Source organism: Desulforhopalus glucosivorans, assembly GCF_054397165.1.
In genome coordinates, this window is record NZ_AP044854.1 from 216,451 (window position 1) to 235,423 (window position 18,973).

At 44.2% G+C, this 18,973-nt stretch carries 13 protein-coding genes; 4 read left to right on the forward strand and 9 right to left on the reverse strand.

What is annotated here, in order from left to right; all coding sequences use genetic code 11:
* The first annotated feature begins 343 nt into the window (after positions 1–343).
* On the forward strand, positions 344–1,525 hold the full coding sequence (locus tag ACX6CI_RS00955; protein WP_458776309.1) for an iron-containing alcohol dehydrogenase: 1,182 nt from the start codon (positions 344–346) through the stop codon (positions 1,523–1,525).
* Positions 1,526–1,884: 359 nt separating this feature from the next.
* Here ACX6CI_RS00955 and ACX6CI_RS00960 read toward each other — a convergent pair whose 3' ends face one another.
* Genes ACX6CI_RS00960 through ACX6CI_RS00980 form a run of 5 tightly spaced genes read right to left on the reverse strand, consistent with a single transcriptional unit; the run spans position 1,885 to position 7,410 of the window.
* Positions 1,885–2,931, reverse strand: coding sequence for a hypothetical protein (locus ACX6CI_RS00960; RefSeq protein WP_458776310.1), 1,047 nt, complete (start codon positions 2,929–2,931; stop codon positions 1,885–1,887).
* 13 nt (positions 2,932–2,944) lie between these two features.
* Complete coding sequence (locus ACX6CI_RS00965; RefSeq protein ID WP_458776311.1) at positions 2,945–4,054, reverse strand: HlyD family secretion protein; 1,110 nt, start codon at positions 4,052–4,054, stop codon at positions 2,945–2,947.
* Between the two features lie 44 nt (positions 4,055–4,098).
* The gene (locus ACX6CI_RS00970; protein WP_458776312.1) at positions 4,099–4,770 is read right to left on the reverse strand and encodes an ion channel; all 672 of its coding nucleotides are present in this window, start codon (positions 4,768–4,770) and stop codon (positions 4,099–4,101) included.
* Complete coding sequence (locus tag ACX6CI_RS00975) at positions 4,770–6,347, reverse strand: efflux transporter outer membrane subunit (protein WP_458776313.1); 1,578 nt, start codon at positions 6,345–6,347, stop codon at positions 4,770–4,772. Before ACX6CI_RS00975 ends, ACX6CI_RS00970 begins: the two co-directional genes overlap by 1 nt.
* Positions 6,337–7,410 carry an AI-2E family transporter gene (locus ACX6CI_RS00980; protein WP_458776314.1) on the reverse strand — a complete coding sequence of 358 codons (1,074 nt, stop codon included), beginning with the start codon at positions 7,408–7,410 and terminating at the stop codon, positions 6,337–6,339. Before ACX6CI_RS00980 ends, ACX6CI_RS00975 begins: the two co-directional genes overlap by 11 nt.
* A 415-nt stretch (positions 7,411–7,825) precedes the next feature.
* Between ACX6CI_RS00980 and ACX6CI_RS00985 the strand changes: the two genes are divergently transcribed.
* From ACX6CI_RS00985 to ACX6CI_RS00995, 3 genes are all read left to right on the forward strand, one after another.
* Positions 7,826–9,424: a phospholipase D family protein gene (locus ACX6CI_RS00985; protein WP_458776315.1), complete on the forward strand. Its 1,599-nt coding sequence runs from the start codon at positions 7,826–7,828 to the stop codon at positions 9,422–9,424.
* 8 nt (positions 9,425–9,432) lie between these two features.
* A complete protein-coding gene (locus ACX6CI_RS00990) occupies positions 9,433–10,314 on the forward strand; it encodes an endonuclease/exonuclease/phosphatase family protein (RefSeq protein ID WP_458776316.1) in 882 nt (293 codons plus the stop codon).
* 86 nt (positions 10,315–10,400) lie between these two features.
* The gene (locus ACX6CI_RS00995; protein ID WP_458776317.1) at positions 10,401–12,485 is read left to right on the forward strand and encodes an AsmA family protein; all 2,085 of its coding nucleotides are present in this window, start codon (positions 10,401–10,403) and stop codon (positions 12,483–12,485) included.
* A gap of 203 nt (positions 12,486–12,688) precedes the next feature.
* On the opposite strand, the gene pgaD is transcribed toward ACX6CI_RS00995, so the two are convergent.
* From pgaD to pgaA, 4 genes are read right to left on the reverse strand one after another with little or no spacing between them, the layout of a single operon-like run.
* Positions 12,689–13,153 (reverse strand): poly-beta-1,6-N-acetyl-D-glucosamine biosynthesis protein PgaD, encoded by a 465-nt coding sequence (pgaD, locus tag ACX6CI_RS01000; protein ID WP_458776318.1) that lies wholly within the window; start codon positions 13,151–13,153, stop codon positions 12,689–12,691.
* Positions 13,150–14,415 carry a poly-beta-1,6-N-acetyl-D-glucosamine synthase gene (gene pgaC / locus ACX6CI_RS01005; protein WP_458776319.1) on the reverse strand — a complete coding sequence of 422 codons (1,266 nt, stop codon included), beginning with the start codon at positions 14,413–14,415 and terminating at the stop codon, positions 13,150–13,152. The genes pgaD and pgaC overlap by 4 nt, the downstream gene beginning before the upstream one ends.
* Positions 14,412–16,241: a poly-beta-1,6-N-acetyl-D-glucosamine N-deacetylase PgaB gene (gene pgaB / locus ACX6CI_RS01010; protein ID WP_458776320.1), complete on the reverse strand. Its 1,830-nt coding sequence runs from the start codon at positions 16,239–16,241 to the stop codon at positions 14,412–14,414. The genes pgaC and pgaB overlap by 4 nt, the downstream gene beginning before the upstream one ends.
* Positions 16,195–18,657, reverse strand: a complete 2,463-nt coding sequence (pgaA, locus tag ACX6CI_RS01015; protein ID WP_458776321.1) for a poly-beta-1,6 N-acetyl-D-glucosamine export porin PgaA — start codon at positions 18,655–18,657, stop codon at positions 16,195–16,197. Before pgaA ends, pgaB begins: the two co-directional genes overlap by 47 nt.
* Between the last annotated feature and the right edge of the window lie 316 nt (positions 18,658–18,973).

The window sequence follows — 18,973 nt, forward strand, 5'->3', positions numbered from 1 at the left end:
TGCTGTTTTACGATGCTTTGAATGTTGAGGGTCAATATGACCCGTTGACGGTTTTGTGTGTTTCTTTTTGACCCATCTCCTCTGAAACTGTTGCTATGTAACGTTTTTGGAAACCAACTGGTGACTGTGGCATGGGGAAGACATCTTTTTCAGTGGGTAATTATGGGACATTTTGTCCACGCACTGATTTTGTTGTGCTCTTAAGTGACTGTAATGTCGTTTTAATATCATGTGGCACGACCTTTGCTTTACAGTATACGTGTTAAGGAAAAACCTACACCTTAGAAGTTTGGTTGTTAAAGATGTACACTAAACCCTAATTCAAAGAAGGAAGGTATTAATTATGGCTATTCGTGAAGAAGTCTACGGTTACTTTATTCCTAGTGTTACTCTTATTGGAATTGGCGCTGCTAAAGAAATCCCTGCAAAAATTGCAGCGTTGGGCGGAACCAAACCCCTTATTGTTACCGATAAAGGAATCACTGCTGCAGGTATCACCAAAGAGATCACTGATCTTCTTGATGCAGCAAGCATGAAATATGTTGTATATGATGAAACCATTCCTAATCCTACTGACATCAACGTACATGATGGTGTTGAAGTATATAATAAGAACAAGTGTGACAGTCTTATTACTCTTGGTGGTGGTAGCTCCCATGATTGTGGTAAGGGTGTTGGACTGGTTGTTGCTAACGGTGGAAAAATTCAGGATTATGAGGGTGTGGATCAGTCAACCAAGCCTATGCCTCCATATGTTGCAGTAAACACTACTGCAGGTACCGCTTCTGAAATGACTCGCTTCTGTATCATCACCGATACCTCCAGAAAAGTTAAAATGGCTATCGTTGATTGGCGTTGTACCCCAGGTATCGCTCTTGATGATCCACTCCTTATGATGGGTATGCCACCAGCACTTACCGCTGCTACCGGTATGGATGCACTGACCCACGCTGTTGAAGCTTATGTTTCTACAATTGCAACTCCAATGACTGATTCAGCTGCTGAAAAAGCAATTGAACTCATTGCACAGCATTTACGTCCTGCAGTTGCTAATGGACAGGACATCGTAGCTCGTGAAGGTATGTGTTACGCGCAGTACCTTGCTGGTATGGCATTTAACAATGCAAGTCTTGGTCACGTACATGCTATGGCGCATCAGCTTGGTGGTTTCTATGATCTGCCACACGGTGAGTGCAACGCGATTTTACTTCCACACGTTAGCAAGTTTAACCTGATTGCCAAGATGGATCGTTTTGCAAAAATTGCTGTACTCTTAGGTGAAGATATTGTTGGTCTTTCCACCCGCGAGGCAGCTGATGTTGCACTTGAAGCCATCAAGACGCTTTCCACCGATATCGGTATTCCTGCGGGTCTCATCGCTCTTGGTGAGAAGTATGGCAAGAAAGTTGATGCTAAAGATATAGATACCATGACCGTCAACGCACAAAAAGATGCGTGCGGCATGACTAATCCTCGCACCCCAAGTGATGAGGATGTTAAAGAGATTTATAGGGCGGCCCTATAATATTGTAGTTTGATTCGTTGCGTTGTGGAGGGGCTCAGATTGGCTGAGCCCCTTTTTTTATTGCTTGTTGCTTGAGTGATGCAGGCAAAGTATAGAGCCGTCCTCCACCTCCCCGCCTTTCCTAAGTATCTTCCCTGTATACATCAATATAAGCTGACACTTTATGTGTTATCACTGTCGGTTCTGCTGTTCTTTTTCGTGTCTATGTTTGTGAAAACTAATTCATCAGTACTTGTAATGATATTCCTTTAATTTCAGAAACTCATTGGATGCGTATTAAAAAAAGGAAGATAGTACGGCACCCCACGTAACTACTGATACCTTCAATACGTTTCGAATTTAAATCAAGACCGGGTAGATCAAATGAGAAGTTTTCGATAGAGCCAGCGCATAAGGCTTCTGCGTGGCCTGGAAATATGTTCAACCACAATAAGTGCACCGAGGGTGAACATCCCTGCAAACAATACCTGGGCTATGCGCAGGTAAAAGTTGGTGCCGGCAGACTGGTCAACACCAGTAGAGCTTCCAAGAAGAACCAGAAAGGTTGTCAGGCCGGAGCTGAATGCCGCGGTATGTTGTGATCCTCCAAATATCTTTGAACTAAAAAAGAGAAAGAATACAGAAGAGAGGATGATAAGAAATGGATAAGTTGGAACGGCTACAAGAAGATTGTAAGCGATAATAACAGCTATACCGCCAATGCAGGTTGCAGTGGCGTTGGCTTTCATAACAACAACAGATGCGTTTGTGTTGGGGGTTCCCGCCATGAAACAGATATAGATCATCGCTAGAGCATATTGGGAGAGGTTAAGAGCAAAGAAAATGATAACCGCACTGGTTGCCACAATTGTGCTGGTCATTGCTAAGCGTATTCTCTCGCTGTCGTCTGGAAGTACGGGGGGCTGAGGTGGCGTGGGGGGGGGATGTTCTGTTGGCGGTAGCGCTAAACTGTTTGGAAACAGCAGGTGGAAGAACCAGGCAAAGAATAGTCCGGCTGACATATTCATCAGCAGGTAGTGGGCAATAACGTGTGAAACGGCAAGTCCTGAAAAACTCATGATGGGTATCATCGTCACAGCCAGAGTCATAAACAGGGTGGACATGGGCGGAGCCGTCGGAGTGTCATTATAATAAATGATAAAGAAGATCAGACCATACAGGGGAATACAGAGTAAAGGATATTGCAGGAAGAATTCTGCAATGATGATTCCTATGATTAGAGAGTAGGCGAGCCGTAAAATGAGCTCTAATGCCATTTTCCAACCAGGCCACCCCGGCATCGCCAGAAATAAAAAGGTAAATATTGGTGTTAGAAAAAAGAGCATCCATGCAGCACCATAGGCCACCACAACCGAAGTGGTAAGACCTATGCTTAATCTCATAATCTTTAAGGTTCTAAGTTGCATGTAATCGTGCGTTCTAATAGATGTGAGAAAAAAAACTGATAAGACGTATCCAGATCTTACCAAGAGTATTCAGAATAGTATTTGAACCTGTATAGACTATAATGTTGGCCTGACCTCCAACGCGTTTGAACCCTTTTGATTCGTCGTCCGTAAACGTGATGAGAACTGGAATGTGCTGAGCCTGTCGCAGCCAGCCCTGGGTTGGCTCAACTGTTGTGAGGCTTCCAAGGGTGTTTCCCACGTTGTCAGATACACCGTAGCCAACACTCTGAACTTCTCCTTTAAAAACATGGCCAGGGGCTGCATCGAGTACAATCTCAACGGGGTTGCCCTTTTCTATGTTGATAAGGCTGTTCTCTCTCATATCCGCTTGAATCCAGATTGATTTAGTTGAAATAAAGGTCATAAGTGGTGACCCCGTACTCGCGTACTGTCCAACATCTATGGTGAGGTTAGTTATAACCCCATCGGAAGGAGCGGCAATAAAGCTGCGTTGTAGATCAAGTTCAGCAATTTCGAGGGCTGCGATTGCAACCTTTACCTGAGCATTGTCTTTGCCTGTGTTTCCTAGTTTGCTCTTTGCTTTTACCAGTTCAGATCTGGCGCTGGCAAGTTGTGCCTTGCTTGCCTCAATGCGGGAACGTGCATCATCTGCTCTTGAAACAGAGGCTGCACCTTTTTTAGAGAGACCAATGATGCGCTCACCCTTTACTTTGGCATTTTTCAGGTTGGCTTCAGCTTCTGCCACACGTGCCTGGGCTGTTGTAACACCTGACATATCAACGGCTGACGCCTGGGTCGCCTTTTCAAGATCTGCTTTAGATTTTTGCACCGCAAGTTGATATTTCGATGAGTCAATTACTGCCAGGATCTGCTCATTTGAGACGATCTGGTTGTTTTTAACATTGACCTCAGTGAGAACTCCTGATACCTGTGGGACAATAGGTACAACATAGGCTTCAATGCGTCCGTTGCTGGTGTAGGGCGTGTATTTATCTGCCAGAATATGTCCGGTGAAAATGAGCAAACATATAAAAAGTGTGATTCCGGTCCATGTTTTTACCGGATTTTTCTCTGCGGATATCTGGTCGTTGTTATCTGTTTTGGCGTTGTCTTCTGACATAATCGTAGTTGTGTTGTTTCTCTTATTAATAGATGGTTATCAGCTTATTTTTTAGCCTTAGACGATGCATAGGTACCAACCAGCCAGGCAATGACGACCGCCGTAAAAAATTGACCAACAATTGCTTCTAATTGACAGAGTGAACTGGCTTCAAGAGTCTGGGGTGTAATATCTCCATAGCCCAGAGTGGTTAGTGTAACGATGCTGAAATATATAAAAATACCAAACTTATGAGCATCATGGGTGTTCAGCAAGGTGCCTGCGTATGATCCCGGAATCATTTCGTCGAGTAGTGCGTAGAGGGCTCCCCAAAAAAGACCAATAATGAGATAGAGGCACAGTGTTGCTATGATGGTGTTAAGCGAAACGGTTTCGAATTTACTGATTTGTGTGGCAAAAACTAAGACCAAAAGACCGAGATAAAGACTGAGTAATATGTAGGATAATATTCTGCCATGGCCGATAAGATCATATAAGGCACACCAATAGAGTACAAGAACGGGAAGAAGAAAAATCATTGCTGTAGTTCTAATACCTTGTTCCTTTCTTATTGCAGAGACACTAAGCAGCAAAGAGATGGACAAACATAGATGGGCAAGTATGGAAAGAGATGGAAAGTTGGACAAAAAGGGGCTGCCAAATATGTAGAGCAGCAGAAAGAAAAGTAAGTTTCTAAAGCCATACTTTTCGGTGAATGTCTGTTGCGCGGTGCCCATTATTCTTTTTCCCCGGATTGTGTAATGGGGAGTTGGTTCCCCCAGTCTGTTCTTGAAGACATTTCGTTTTGTATTTCTTTAGATAGGTTGCCCTGCTGTCTCGATATTTCCCAGCCACCACCAAAGGCTTTGTAGAGTGCAACAACAGAGGTGGCGATTTCTCCCTGGGTCTGTGCGTACTGATCCTGCTTGGTGGTGAGCGACCTGGTTGCATCGAGAACCCGCTGGTAATCGGAAAGTCCTTCCTGGTATTGGAGCATGGAAAGTTCTGTGGATTTTTTAGATGTTGTTATTCCCTCAAGCAGATACTTTGCCTGATCGATGGTATATGAAAGGGTACTGATAGCATCTTCAACTTCTCTTGCAGCATTAAGGACGCTGTTCTGATATGCGAGGAGCGCTTGCTGGTATCTGGCATCCTGAACACGAACCTCATTTTTCAATCGTCCATAATGGAATAGGTTCCATTGAAAAGATGGACCAAAACTATATGAAAAACTATTGGAGTTAAATATATCGCCAAGGCTGTTTGTACCTCTATCGTTTGCACTCCAACCGACGGATCCAAACAGGGTGAAACTTGGAAATAGTTCTGTCCTGGCAATTCCTATCTGCGCAGCTTGTGCTGCTGCCTGCATTTCCTGGCGTCGGATGTCGGGTCGTCTGCGCAGGAGGTCTGCGGGGATTTCCATTGCCATGGCCTGTTCCATTTTGGGGATTCCATTGGGTTCGCCCAAAATCGTTGGAATCTTTGCGGGCAACTCTCCAATAAGAACGGCAAGACTGTTTGCGTATGTAGTTCGTATTGCCTTAAGGGAGGGAATTGTAGCTTTAGTGGATGAGAGTAAGGTCTTGGCCTGGAGCACATCAAGCTCGGTTACCACTCCTGCTTCAAGCTGAAGATTAACGAGTGCGAGAGAGTTTTCCTGTAATTCTGAGTTTTTATGGGCCAGTCGTATCCGCTCATCGATGGTGCGAATGTTAATGTATGTTCTTGCAACTTCTGCTGTTAAGCTTATCAGAAGGTCATCGTAATCAGCAATAAAGGAGAGGAGACTCGCGTCTGCTGATTGCACCCCACGTCGGAATTTACCCCAAAAATCAATTTCCCAACCGAGATCAAAGCCAACTGAAGCAGTATTATAATACCTGTCGTCGGCAGGACCGGTAGAACCAATGCTGGAAAGGTCACCATTCATTTCCTGGTATTGTGGATAGAGATTACCCTGCACCACATCCAACTGGGCACGGGCCTCCAATATACGAACTGCAGCACTTTGGAGGGTAAGATTTCTGGAGTAGGTTAATTCGATGAGCTTGTTTAATGTTGCATCATCAAAAGAGGTCCACCAGGCTGCCTGTTGATCAGAGGATGGATACTTAAAGAGTTCGCTCTCTTTTGCACTCCATTCAAGAGGAAGTTTCACCTCTGGGGTCGTGTGGTCGGGGCCAAGCATCGTACAACCACTTTGCATAAGAACTAAAAATGAAATAGTGATCCAACGGAATAGTCTTAAACGGACTGTTTCGGGCCACCGGTTTTTGTGGCTGCTGTGTGGTGCGATTTTATTCAACATCAGTTACTTCCTCATTGATCCAGGACATAAAGAGAGTATAGCTTATTGCTACTATGACGGCGCCTACGAAAAGGCCGATAATACCAGAGAGCATCATCCCCCCGAGTGCGCCTATCAGGATCACGAGCATTGGAGCGTCAACGCCTCGTCCCATAAGCACAGGCTTTAAGAACCCGTCACAACCGCTGACGACCAAGGCCCAGATGAGAAAAATGACGGCAGGTGTTGTATCAGCAAAATTGAAAACCCAGCCTGCGATAGGGCCCAAAACAATTATTGGTGGAAGTTGTATTATTGCAAAAATCAGAACAAAAACGCCCCAGAGTCCGGCAGCAGGAACTCCAACCAGAACCATGCCGATGACGGAAAGGATGGCTTGAATAAACGCAACCCCAATGACACCCTGCATAACGCCACGAATAGTAGCAGTTGAAAGAGTATGGAATTCGGGTCCTTTTTTACCTGCGATTCTGCCTATGATCTTATGAGCTATCTCATTTCCCTTATCTGCTGTTGCCAGAAGCGCTGCAGATATGGCAATTGATATAATAAACATGAATACTGTTTTTAACCCACCTCCTGCCTTTGCCAGTATGAGAGTTGCGAAGTCTTTTATCTGTGGGCTGAATTTTTGCAATGCTACCTCAATATTAGTAGAAGCAAGAGTCCACGACTTATAGAGAGGTTCTCCTATAACAGGCCAATCTGCGACTTTGGCTGGCGGTGGAGGAACGGTGAGTTGCGATTCTTCAACTAGAGTAAGAACAGCTTGAACAGCATCTATGGATGAGGTGATTAGAAGAACGGAAGGGACGATCAGGGCTGCAATCACAATAAGGGCATAGAGGGTGGATATCATCTTCCTTTTGCCGCCCATCTTCCTTGAAAGCAAACCAATGAGTGGCTCCATCGCAACAGCAATGATTATTCCCCAGGCGACAGGCATGATAAAAGGGGAAATAATACGAAAGGTCGCTACAATCATTATTCCAATTGCTACGAGCCTGATGACCATGTCTATGGTCGCATTATGTTTTGACTCCTTACTTGTTGCTTGTGTCATAGATTTTACTTGAGGTTAGGGTTAGTGTGTGAGCCCTCTGAGAAAAAACGACGAGATAAAATTAATCTCTGTAAACTATGGTTTGGTCATTAAATCTTATAAACTCTTTGGTAGACGATTGGTCGTCTTGTCCTCACGTATATATAGTGCTGAATGATGTATTCTTTAAAAGTGAAGATGTTTGTAAATAAATAACATTTCACACAAAAGGTTCTCATTGTATGCTACTATCTGTACTATGCTACAAAATAGACCAATTTTTCAACAGCTCAATTTGTTTTTCAGGAATTAAATGCGAAATGTATGAGTTGTGTTGTGATTCTTTTACTTCACCCTACATGAAATAACTCCTATGGTTACGGTGTGAAATTGCCCTACTCAGGCAAGGGAACTGATAGAAAATGGAGAGTTTTATATGGTAGTGATCAGTCGATTAAGCTCATTTTTCGTGAGAACTATTTTTCTTGTTATGTCGGCGTTGTCTTGCCTGTTAGGGGGCTGTGCGACGCTTCCTCCAAATAATCATGAAGAGATCAGTATCGCTCCGACAGATACAGGGAATACAACGCTAGGTAAGCGGATTACATTGCGAATAGCCGAGAACAAGCCAGGCGAGAATCAGTCCGGAGTAATTCTACTGGCTGATGGTATTGATGCATTTGCCGCTCGTGTAGCTCTCGCGCAAGGGGCCGAACGAACAATTGATGCACAATACTATATGATTCACGCCGATTTGACCGGAGCTCTGTTTACTCATCAGCTCATTGAGGCTGCTGATCGGGGAGTGAAGGTTCGTTTATTAATCGACGATATGGATCTGGAAAACAGGGATGAGGGATTGTCAGCCCTTGATCATCACCCCAATGTTGAATTGCGGATTTTCAATCCTTTTAGTCGGAACACACTCCGTCTATGGCAGTATTTGAGCAGGCTTGGTTCAGTTACCCGGAGGATGCACAATAAGTCTTTTACTGTGGATAACATGGTGACTGTTGTTGGTGGGCGAAATATTGGTAATGAGTATTTTGACGCCGATCCGGAACTTGCTTTTGGAGATCTTGATATGCTTGCCATCGGTCCTGTTGTACAGGATATTTCAAATTCGTTTGATGAATATTGGAACAGCAGTCTCGCCTATCCCGTAGACGTGCTCCGTCCAGATCTTGTTACGAGTAAAGATTTAAAAACATCCCGCAAGAAACTTGAAAACTATTTATCCTCGGATGATGTTCAACAATACATCCGCAAACTTAAAGGAAATACGCTCGTTGAGAGAGTGGGGAACGGTAGTCAACCTTTATACTGGGGACCGGCGGTCGCTTTAGCTGACAATCCGGAAAAACTGGAAAGCTATAGCACCACCAGAGAGTATTCAATGGCGCCCAGCCTCCATCCATTTTTTCAAAATCTTAAAAGTGAACTCATCATTTTTTCTCCCTACTTTGTCCCTGGTGTTGAAGGGACAAAACACTTAAGTGAATTAAGTCGCAGGGGCGTCAAGGTTAGAATCCTGACTAATTCTCTTGCCTCAACTGATGTAGGAGTTGTTCATTCAGGATACGCAAAATATCGACGGGCATTGCTTCGGGCAGGCGTTGAACTGTATGAAGTAAATAAAAAGATGGAGCGAGATCAAAGGAAGGAGAAAAAGGGAGAAACCGGGAGCTCGAAAGCCAGTTTACATGCAAAGTCCTTCGTTCTTGATCGGCAGAATGTCTTTGTAGGCTCGCTCAATTTTGATCCCAGGTCCGTTACAGAGAACACCGAAGTCGGGATCATGCTCACCTCCGATGTAGTTGCCGAAGGTATGGTAGAGGCATTCGATCTAATCGTTAAAAAAGCAGCATTTCGTTTGGAACTGAAAAAAGACAATCAAGGTCTGGAGTATATTATCTGGCACGGGATGGAAAATGGTAAGGAGCGAACCTGGGCGCATGAGCCTCATACCGGATTCCTGCGTCGTTTAGGTATAGGATTATTGAAGTTTGTACCATTCATTGAGTCTCAACTGTAGAGGGCTAAATGCGCTATTTTCAGTTCAGCTCATATGTCTTGCTTCTACTTATCACTTTGGCGGGCTGTGCCAGGATTCCTGTGGAAACCCAATTTGTATCTGTGCACAGTGGTTTCAAAGAGATTCGTAATGCAGGAGTGTGTGATAATAAAAGCTTTAAAACTGATGGAGAAAAAAAAGAAGCTGCCCAGGACGGTCTTTTCGCAGATCGTATTCCGATACTAAGTTGGAATATTTATAAAGGGCTGGAAAAAGGTTGGCAGGAAGATCTGCAGACTTTTGGAGGAAAGAGTGATCTTGTACTTCTGCAGGAAGCTCTTTTTAGTCCTCTATTTGAATCTTTTTTTGAGGAATATGGGTTCAGCTGGAATTTTAATAGCGCCTTCAGGTACAACGGTTTTGAAAGCGGGGTGCTCCTTGCCTCGCGTGTTGTTCCTCTACAAAGTTGCGGTTTACGCAGGAGTGAGCCAATAATAAGAATCCCAAAAACTATTGTGGTGAGTAGCTTTGCCATTAAGAACTCCACTAAACAGCTCTTGGTTGCCAATGTGCATGCCATTAATTTTACCTTGGGAACCGTTGCCTACAAAGAGCAATTCGAAACCTTAGAGAAGGTACTCGAGGTGCACAGTGGCCCTCTATTGCTTGCAGGGGATTTTAATGACTGGAGTGATGAGCGGAGCTTGATTATTGCCCGTTTGGCCGAGGCCCTGTCATTGACTGTATTACCCTTTATGCAAGACGATGACAGGACAAGATTTTTCGGTGAGCCGGTAGATCATATTTTCTACCGGGGCCTTGAACCAGTTCAGTTTGATGTACATTCGGTCAGGTCGTCTGATCATAACCCAATATTTGTGGCATTTCGGGTAAAAGATGAGTTGAAATAGATGTTTTGTGACCTGTTAGGTGGGGTCGGTGTCTTGGTACTCTATGAATAATATTCGTTATCAATGAAACACACTGTGAGGGTAGAATGAGAAAAGTACTACGCTGGTTGCTTGCAATTGTCTTGGGGGCTATTTTGTGTCTTGTTTTATTTCTTGGAATTGTGACAGCCTTTGCCATCCCCATTGAACTCACCCGCTTTAAAGCTCCCCTTGAAGATATGGCAGCAAAGTTACTCGGCAGACCTGTAAAGATTGAAGGATCTGTTGTTGTGGCAACCTCCTTAAATCCCACGTTTACCTTAAAAGGTTTGCGTATTCAAAATCCCCCCAAATTTGCCCAACCAGATTTTCTACTCATGAAGGAGGTTCGGCTTCAAGTTAGTGTGCTGCCTCTTTTCGGGAAAAAAATTCATATCCCTGAATTTAAAGTCCATGGTCTTGCAGTGACCCTGGAGGAAAATGAGCAGGGCGATGTGAATTGGATCTTTAGCCCTGAAAAGAGAGTTGACACGCTTGAAAACACCAATCCGCCTGCAGATATTTCGAAACCGACTGTTGCAGAAAGAGAGACGAACACCGATATTGCTGAGAAGGGCAAAGCAGCCGTGAATCTTGCTAATGATACCTTTGTTGTAGGAAAACTTGATTTTCAGAAAATTGAAGTTTCTTTCTATGGAAACGATAAAGAACAACCGTCCAGATTTATTCTATCAAGTTGTGAAGGGGCAATGGCTGTCGGACAACCCATGCGTCTTGATATAGAGGGAAAGGCTGGAGAACATCCGTACACAGTTGATGTTTCGCTGGCCTCTCTTGAAGAGTTCATCAGTGATAATAAAACATGGGTTGATATTAATCTTGAGATAGCCAAAACATCTTTTGACCTGAGCGGTAATCTTGATCTGGCAACAGCTGCACAGTCTTTGACACTTTCAGCTTCGGTGGGAGGCTCCAATCTCTCTACCCTCGGCGATCTGTTTTTCCTGGACCTGCCACCTTTTGCACCATATGTGGTTACAACACAGCTCCATCTTACAGAGAATGTTGCTGAACTGCAGGAATTGAAGGTAAAGACTGGGGTAAGTAGCCTAACCGGTTATGCTCGGATTGAGCGTGAAGAAGCTAATATTACAGCCAATATAGATTTACATTCTCCTCTTATACAGGTGGATGATTTTGTGTTTGATGAATGGTCCTGGCAGGATGAAGAGGTTCAGGGCGAGAAGGAAGAGCTAAATGAGGATGCGGATTCAGAAGTAGTCGCAACAACAGATGAAAAACCGGTGCAGGGAGAAAATAAAAAGCTTATTGATCCACAGGTGTTGAAACGCTTTGACTGCACTTTACATGTTGTTGCAGACAAGGTTGAATCAGGAAAGGATTTTCTTGGTAGCGGGGAGATGAAGGCTAGCTTGAAGGATGGTAGAATAAGTGTAGACCCTTTATCGATAACCTTACCCGGTGGCGCCATTGAATTTTCTGCATCACTCAAACCAGGGGATGAAAAATCAGAAGGATCAATAAAGGTTCTGATTGAAAATTTCGATATCGGGATTCTCGTCCGACGCTCTCAACCTGATTCAGATATGGGCGGCAACGTTAATCTAAACATGGATTTGAGCTCTACGGCTGGCTCAATCTCTGAGCTGATGGGTGCAGGGAATGGTTACTTTGATTTCTCTGGTGACCTGACTAACTTTAAGTCCGGTATTATTGATCTTTGGGCGGTGAATCTTGTTTCTGCAATACTCTCAACTGGTGAAGAAAATCAGTCCAATATTAACTGTGCGGTTGGGCGCTGGTCCGCAGAGAGTGGAGTCCTCACTTCGGAAGCTTTTTTTGTTGATACCAGCAAAATTCGTATTTGTGCAGAGGGCGAGGTCAACCTTAAGGAAGAAAACATCAATATTAAAGTTGCTCCACAAGCAAAACGGGCTGAATTTTTTAGTCTTGCAACTCCTGTTAAATTGAAAGGATCGTTTTCAGATTTGAATGTCAAGGTTGGAAAGGGTGCTATATTCGGCACTGCTGTTAAAATAATCATCAGTCCTGTTACAACCCCACTTAAACGAATGTTTAACAATAAGATTCCCCGCGACGGTAGTGATGTCTGCGGGATGGAGTTAGGGCCGGAAAACCGTGAAGAAATTATTGTTCCGGGTTGTAGATAGGGTGCCTTAGCTCTAGCCCAAATTTTTCATGAAAAGCATCTGTAGGTAGAAGAAATACTTTGGCATGTAGTCTGTACCTGAGACAAAATATTACCTTCACCCTTGGGGCGAATCGGAATGATCAGCTATTTGAGCCAATGCAGGTGTGGATCAATATTGAGTTGTCTTCGTGGCGATTGTGATAGTCTTGTGATGTCTTGTGCTTAGGTGGGTGTAGTAACTGAAAGAATCTGGCCTGTATCGTCTATGCTGACGGTGACAATTTTTTCTTTGCGCCATTTTCTCACATCTTCCTCACTGCACCCATAGGATTTCACTTCTTTTCTCAACCTTAGCTGGGGGACGTTGATACCTTCAAGACGCTGTGTACGTCTAAGAAGGAGTAGGTTTGATATGGCCCATGCAGTTATAAATGTGAGGACGCTGCCGCTAAAGAGAAAGCTGATTCTAAGGTTCTTTGCAAACAGCGCCCAGTCTAAATCGTTAAGCGGATCAGTATCGAATTCGTGCAAAACACCATATGTGAGTTGCAGGATAAAATCCCCACAGAGGTATATAATCAGAAACCATGCCAGCAGAGTGAGAACTATGTCGCGCAGAACTATAAGCAGTGGAAGCTTTTTCGTTGATTGTATACGATAGTTCTGATTTCTAGATATGCGATTCATCGTACTCCTCTGTCCGGGCTCACCCAGGTGGCAAGTTTCTTTCGGCCTGTAAAAATTGCCTTGTATAGACCGACTACGGCAGTTACAGCCATTATAGCCCAGTATGCCATCGGGTACCAGATCATCCAGAAGTAGTATTGAAAGACACGTGGTTCATACCTATACTCCAGTATCATTGAAACAAGAGACTGGAGCATAAAGGTCATACCCAGTAAAACCGCCCAGTGAGATGGTACAATATCTTCTAGCCCGGTCTGGCCACTATAACCAAAAACAATTTCAATAAGGCTGAAAATGATGGTGATGATGACGCAGTGCGCCCAGATAATACTCATTCCATATTCAATGAGGATAGGGAGCATTCGTCTGCCTCGTTTCGTGAAAAAAGAGAAACCATACTTCATTGCAGCCTCTGCTGACCCTTGTGCCCAACGCAAACGCTGATTCCATAATCCTCTGAGGGTCTCTGGCATCAGTATCCAGCAAACTGCAGTGGGTTCATACAGCACATACCAGCCAGCTCGTTGCAGCTTCCAGGTAACGTCAATATCATCGGTTACCATATCCGGGCTCCAGTAGCCCACATCATGTAAAGCCCTTTTACGAAAGGCGGCGATGACGCCAGCCATGGTAAAAATTTTACCATAGTTCATCTGGGTGCGCTTAATGAGGCCGATAATCGTGGTAAATTCACCGACCTGGAGTTTGCCGAGCAGGGTGCGTCGGTTTCTGATTCGGGGGTTACCGGTAACACCTCCAATCTGTGGCCGCATCTGCAGGCGGGAGGCAAGCCAGGCAACGGCATTAGGCTCAAGCAGGGCGTCACCGTCGATGCAAATGAGGTATTTTCCATCGGCAAGTAAAGCACCTGTCCTGAGAGCTAATGCTTTTCCTTTGTTTTCAGCAAGGTGCACGACTCTTAAGAAAGAATATTTTTTTGAGAGAAGATTGAGCTTTTCTGCGGTGCTATCTCTACTGCCGTCATTAATGGCAATGGCCTCCCATTCTCCGGGATAGTCTGTTTTTTCCAGGGCTGCAATTGTTTCGTCTATCTGTTCTTCTTCGTTATGGCAGGGAATGAGTATAGATACCTTTGGTGTATACGCGAGTTCTGGCTGGTTATCCGGTCCTGACCTTTGCCTCTCCCTTAGGATATAAAACAGTAGTCCGCCGACCATCCATATCCAGGACATGGCAAAAGGATAGAGGAATACGATTTCTTTTGCGAAACGAAAAATATGAGTTAAGAAATCACTTGTCATTTTGGAATAAAGGGATAACTGCGTGTTGATATAACGGGGATGATGTCATTTTCTCTGGGGTTGTTATGGGTAAAATCATCAAAACTGTAGCCATAGTCAATTATACCATGCGCCTGTAGTTGTCTCAGTTGTGTTGTCAGCTCTTGTGACGTTTTATCTGCATTGAAATTGACCATGACTGGAGCGTAGGGAGGCACCTTTTTAAGTAGTTTAAGTTCAACAATTTTTTCTCCAATCTGAGACGCTTTATCTATCGTCTTCGCATCAACCATTATGTAGTCGAAGTATATCAGAAGTTTCTTCAAAGTATGAGCATCATTATGCTCGATTACTGATAGTGGAATGAGAAGACCGATGTCAAGAAAGGGTTGCCAGTACTGGAAGGCCTCGACAGCTCCTAAAACGGTTTGTAGTGCAGTTGATTTTGTCTCTTTTATCAGCTGCTGTCTGTAGTGTCTGGTAAAGTTGGGGTTCCACGTTGGTGGTGGATCAGATAGTAGTGTACTTGAACCTGCAGTGTCTAGGAGAAGAGACAGAAAATTCGAGTGATCAAGTAGTAGGCCACTGCAAGGGGCAGAGCGGCCCATGTCACTTAAAAATTGAACAATTTCTTCTTGTTGGACAGATTGGAATAGTTGCTCCGACAGGGTGATATGAACTTCGGTTCCGGCCCGTCTGTTGGTATGCCAGGTTAAGCGCAATAGTCTGTCTTGAATTGTTGGCAGGACCTTGTTTCTAAAGATAGTGGCTATCTTTTCATCTTTTTCTATAACCGGATCAAGATAAATTCTGCCCGGGGAAATGTTTTTTACTCGCTCAAGAAATGTACTAAACAAGATTTCTTGAGAATCATTTTCCTCTAAGATGTCTGTAGTCTTAATTTGGGCAAATCGTCTGAGTGGTGGACGATTGGGATCGAAAAATGAGTACTTAAACGAGCCGGTTTCAGGGTTGAGTGTAGGGTAGGCCCTTGGAATGCTGTTCAGCTGATTGAGGCTTGCCGCAACAGGGTCAAGGGTGAGGGTGATCGGCATGCCGACTTCCCTGGCAACATCAATTGCGAGTTGATTATAGCGGCCAAAGGGCCAAACCATTGCCCTGGGGGATCTGCCTGTTTTTTCTTCTATTAGCCTGTTGTTTTTTTTCAGATCTTGGGTGATTCGTTTTTTCATCGCAACATCTGATTCATAATCATCTGTTGTAGAGTCATATATATGGGTGATGGTAGCGGGCAGAATATCACCATATTCATCGGCTAATAGGCCTTTGTGCAGGTTAAACGAGTGGGATGCAATCTCAACAAGATCTGAGTTTGAAATTGCACGGATTTGTTCCCAGGAAAGAAATGTTTCTCTGGCGACATACGTATCACCATACAGCACCATTTCTCCTTCTGCTTTCGTCATCCAGCTCCCTACAAGTGCAAGCAATGCCGGATAATTATAGGCTTTTAGCAGAGGAAGGACATGGGTGTAAAAATTACTGTAACCATCATCCCAGCAGAGGAGAACAGCTTTGTCGGGCAGGGGGGTCGTACCTTTTTCTGCATCAATAAGCTGATCAATACTGACCGGATTGTAACCATTGGCATGTAACCATTCAAAGTGGTTCACAAGGGTTTCAATGGTTATATCATCGCTTGACAGGGAGGTATTGCTGCTTGCAACACCATGATAGGCAATTGCATGAAATGTGGAGGCGCCCGCCGTTACCTGTAGCACCATGAGTGACATGGCAATAGCAGAAACAAGAATTAAGAGGCTTTTGATATGGAGTTGTTTAAAACCTTGCATGAATAAGAAAAGTAAATTTGTAATAAGGTTCATCTTCACCGTCATACCTGTTTTGCCCAATTTCTGTTCCTAGATCAGTTTCAATCCATGGATAGTAGTTGTATCGTACATTATAACCGATACTCGCAGTGGGGCCGGTACTGTAATTTTCCTGGGAATAGAGACCTAGACTCCCAGATAGCTTTTGAACAAGCGATTTTTCGTAGGATCTGTAGATAATATGTTCTGCTGTTACCCTGCCTTTAGTGCTGAAATCGGATTCCGGGTTAAAATATGGGGCATCATCTCTCGTGTTGCTGGAGCCGTAAAGATCAAGGCCCAAGTCGAGGTCAAATCTCGGGATATCAATAACACGCTCCGTAAAACGCATACTGCTCTCAATTCGATCGTTATCATCGGTAAACCATCCGGCACCGATACTAAAAAAGAGTGATCTGCTCTCATGCCACCTGTAGGCGCCGGAACCGAGTAATCTCTCTTCACGAATACCGTAGTGTAGAGCTCGTAGTGGTGTGGCATCAGAAAATCGTTCTCCCTGCAGGCTGATTGACCAGTGATCATCTGGCGTCCAGTTTCCGCGGAGTAGTCCACCAACTTCATCGAGTGTCGACTCGTTGTATTGGAGCAGGGAGAGTAGGGAAATTTCATCTCCTATATATTCCACTCCTCCACCGTAGGTGGTTCGAGATTCTTCACCCTCAAGCAGTTCACTCCAGGCATAGCCAGCCTGCATGCTTAAATGGAGGTGATGATTGATTGGGGCGGAGATAAGTTCACTGGTAGCTTTGATTCCGTCACCAGACTGCTCCGGACCTTCCGCGTAAGATAATTCAAGATCTGCCCAAAAATTTGGTAACTGAGCAAAGCGTAGATCTTGATCCAGCCTGATCGTTGACCGTTCAAGCGGACTGTCCTCCTGCAAGGTACTATATATTTGATGAGCCTCTTCGTACCGGTGCAATCGGATGTCGCTCTGTGCCATACCTGCAAGTGCATTGGTGTTATCGGGGTTGAGCTTGCTGGCGGTTTGAAAAAGTGTGTAGGCCTTTCTGGGCCAGTTTCTGGCAAGTGCTGATTCTCCTGCAACGTGATTGAGCCAGTTATTCGCTGGTGCCTGCTTTTTTAGTGCACCTATTTTTAGCCATGCCTCTTCAAGCTGATCTCCGTAGAGCCGTGCCTGGCAGGCAATTGTTTCAAGATCAAGTCGTTCATCATTTCTGTATTGAACTGATGAATCGGTAAAGGATTTGAATTTTGGTGTATTTTGAAGCCTTGTGTCGATAAGATCATAGGCTTGTGTAAATTGTTCACTTTCGATAAGCGCATAAAAGTGAGTCAGATCAGTTTGATAATCCTTTGGAACATCCTGCGGTAACAAGGTTAATAATTCGAGGGCCTCATCTGGTCTATGTAGAGCAAGCAGTGCTTCTGCAGCAGATCGTGTTACATAGTTGGGAACAGGCTCTGTATTTTCACGTAGTTGAGTAAAAAGTTCGTAGCTCCTCGCTGGTTCACGTAGATTTGTATGGGCTACAACCAGGTCATATAAAATACTTTGTTTAAGATGTTGGTGTTCGGGCTCGTTTCCGATGAGTGCAAGCGCTTCCTGCAATAGATTATAGCCTTTTTGCGCATAGCTCAGAGACTCTGCAGCGTCTTTGGAGCCATGGGAACTCCACCTGAGTAACAGTGCTGCCTTTCCCTGAAGATATGTTACTTTTCTGGTTGTCTCTTCTTTTATCTTAGGGTCCAGTGGGTACAGCGATGCAGCATATGGCGCTCCAAGATGTACAAGCGCATCAGCTCTTCCCAGCAGAGCTTCTGGGTCTGAAGGTGTTATTGCAAGAATTTTCTGATAGTTGGCAAGGGCTACAATCCACTTCTCAGTCGCTGTATAAAGGTAGCCTGCAACCTTCAACAAGTTTTGATCTTTAGGGAATGCTGCAAGAGACTTTTCTAACTCTGAATTGGCCTCTTCATAACGCTGGGTGTCGACCAATAATTGGATTCTCTTGGTTTGTACTGCGAGGCTGTCTCTAGACTTCTCTGGCATGTCGGCCAGAAATATTAAGGCCTTTTCACTCTGGCCAAGGCTACGGTAACTGGAGAGGATGGAGATCAGAACATATTCGGGGTAGGCAGTGCGGGGATAACTATAAAATAAGTCGATAGCTTTTTGGTGTTCACCGCTCCACACATAGACGACAATAAGATCACTTATGAGAGGAACATTACCTGGTTCTGTTTTCAGATAGGAGTTAAGTTTATCAATACTTTCTGTTGTTTTTCCCTCTCGAGCAAGGCGCACCGCGTGCTCTCTCAACTCATCGATACTTGCTGTACCCAAAACGTTATGTGCAGGGAATAGCAGAAGGGCGATGATTATGAGAATGGGTAGAAAGAGAATGTGCGCTGAATAAAAGGCGTTTTTGAGAGTTCTGAAAGACATAGATTTATCGCAGAGGCAGATCATTACGTATTATTGTATCAACCATTGTTTCCATATCTCTGTTGGCAGCCTGGAATACATATATCATGTACCGTAATTGGAGTCTTGGAGTCCTTTTTTTGTATTACTGTAAGGCTTTTTCCTAAACCATTTGCTGGGAATATAGCAGAAAGATAATGATATAACATAATTAAAAATGATTTTTCTGGCTACTTTCTATCAACACTGTTGCAAAATAGAAGTGGAGATCTTTCTGAATCTGAATCGTAAAATTAAAAACATCACCGAAGCTCTTCGTGTGAAAAAAGGAGAGTGA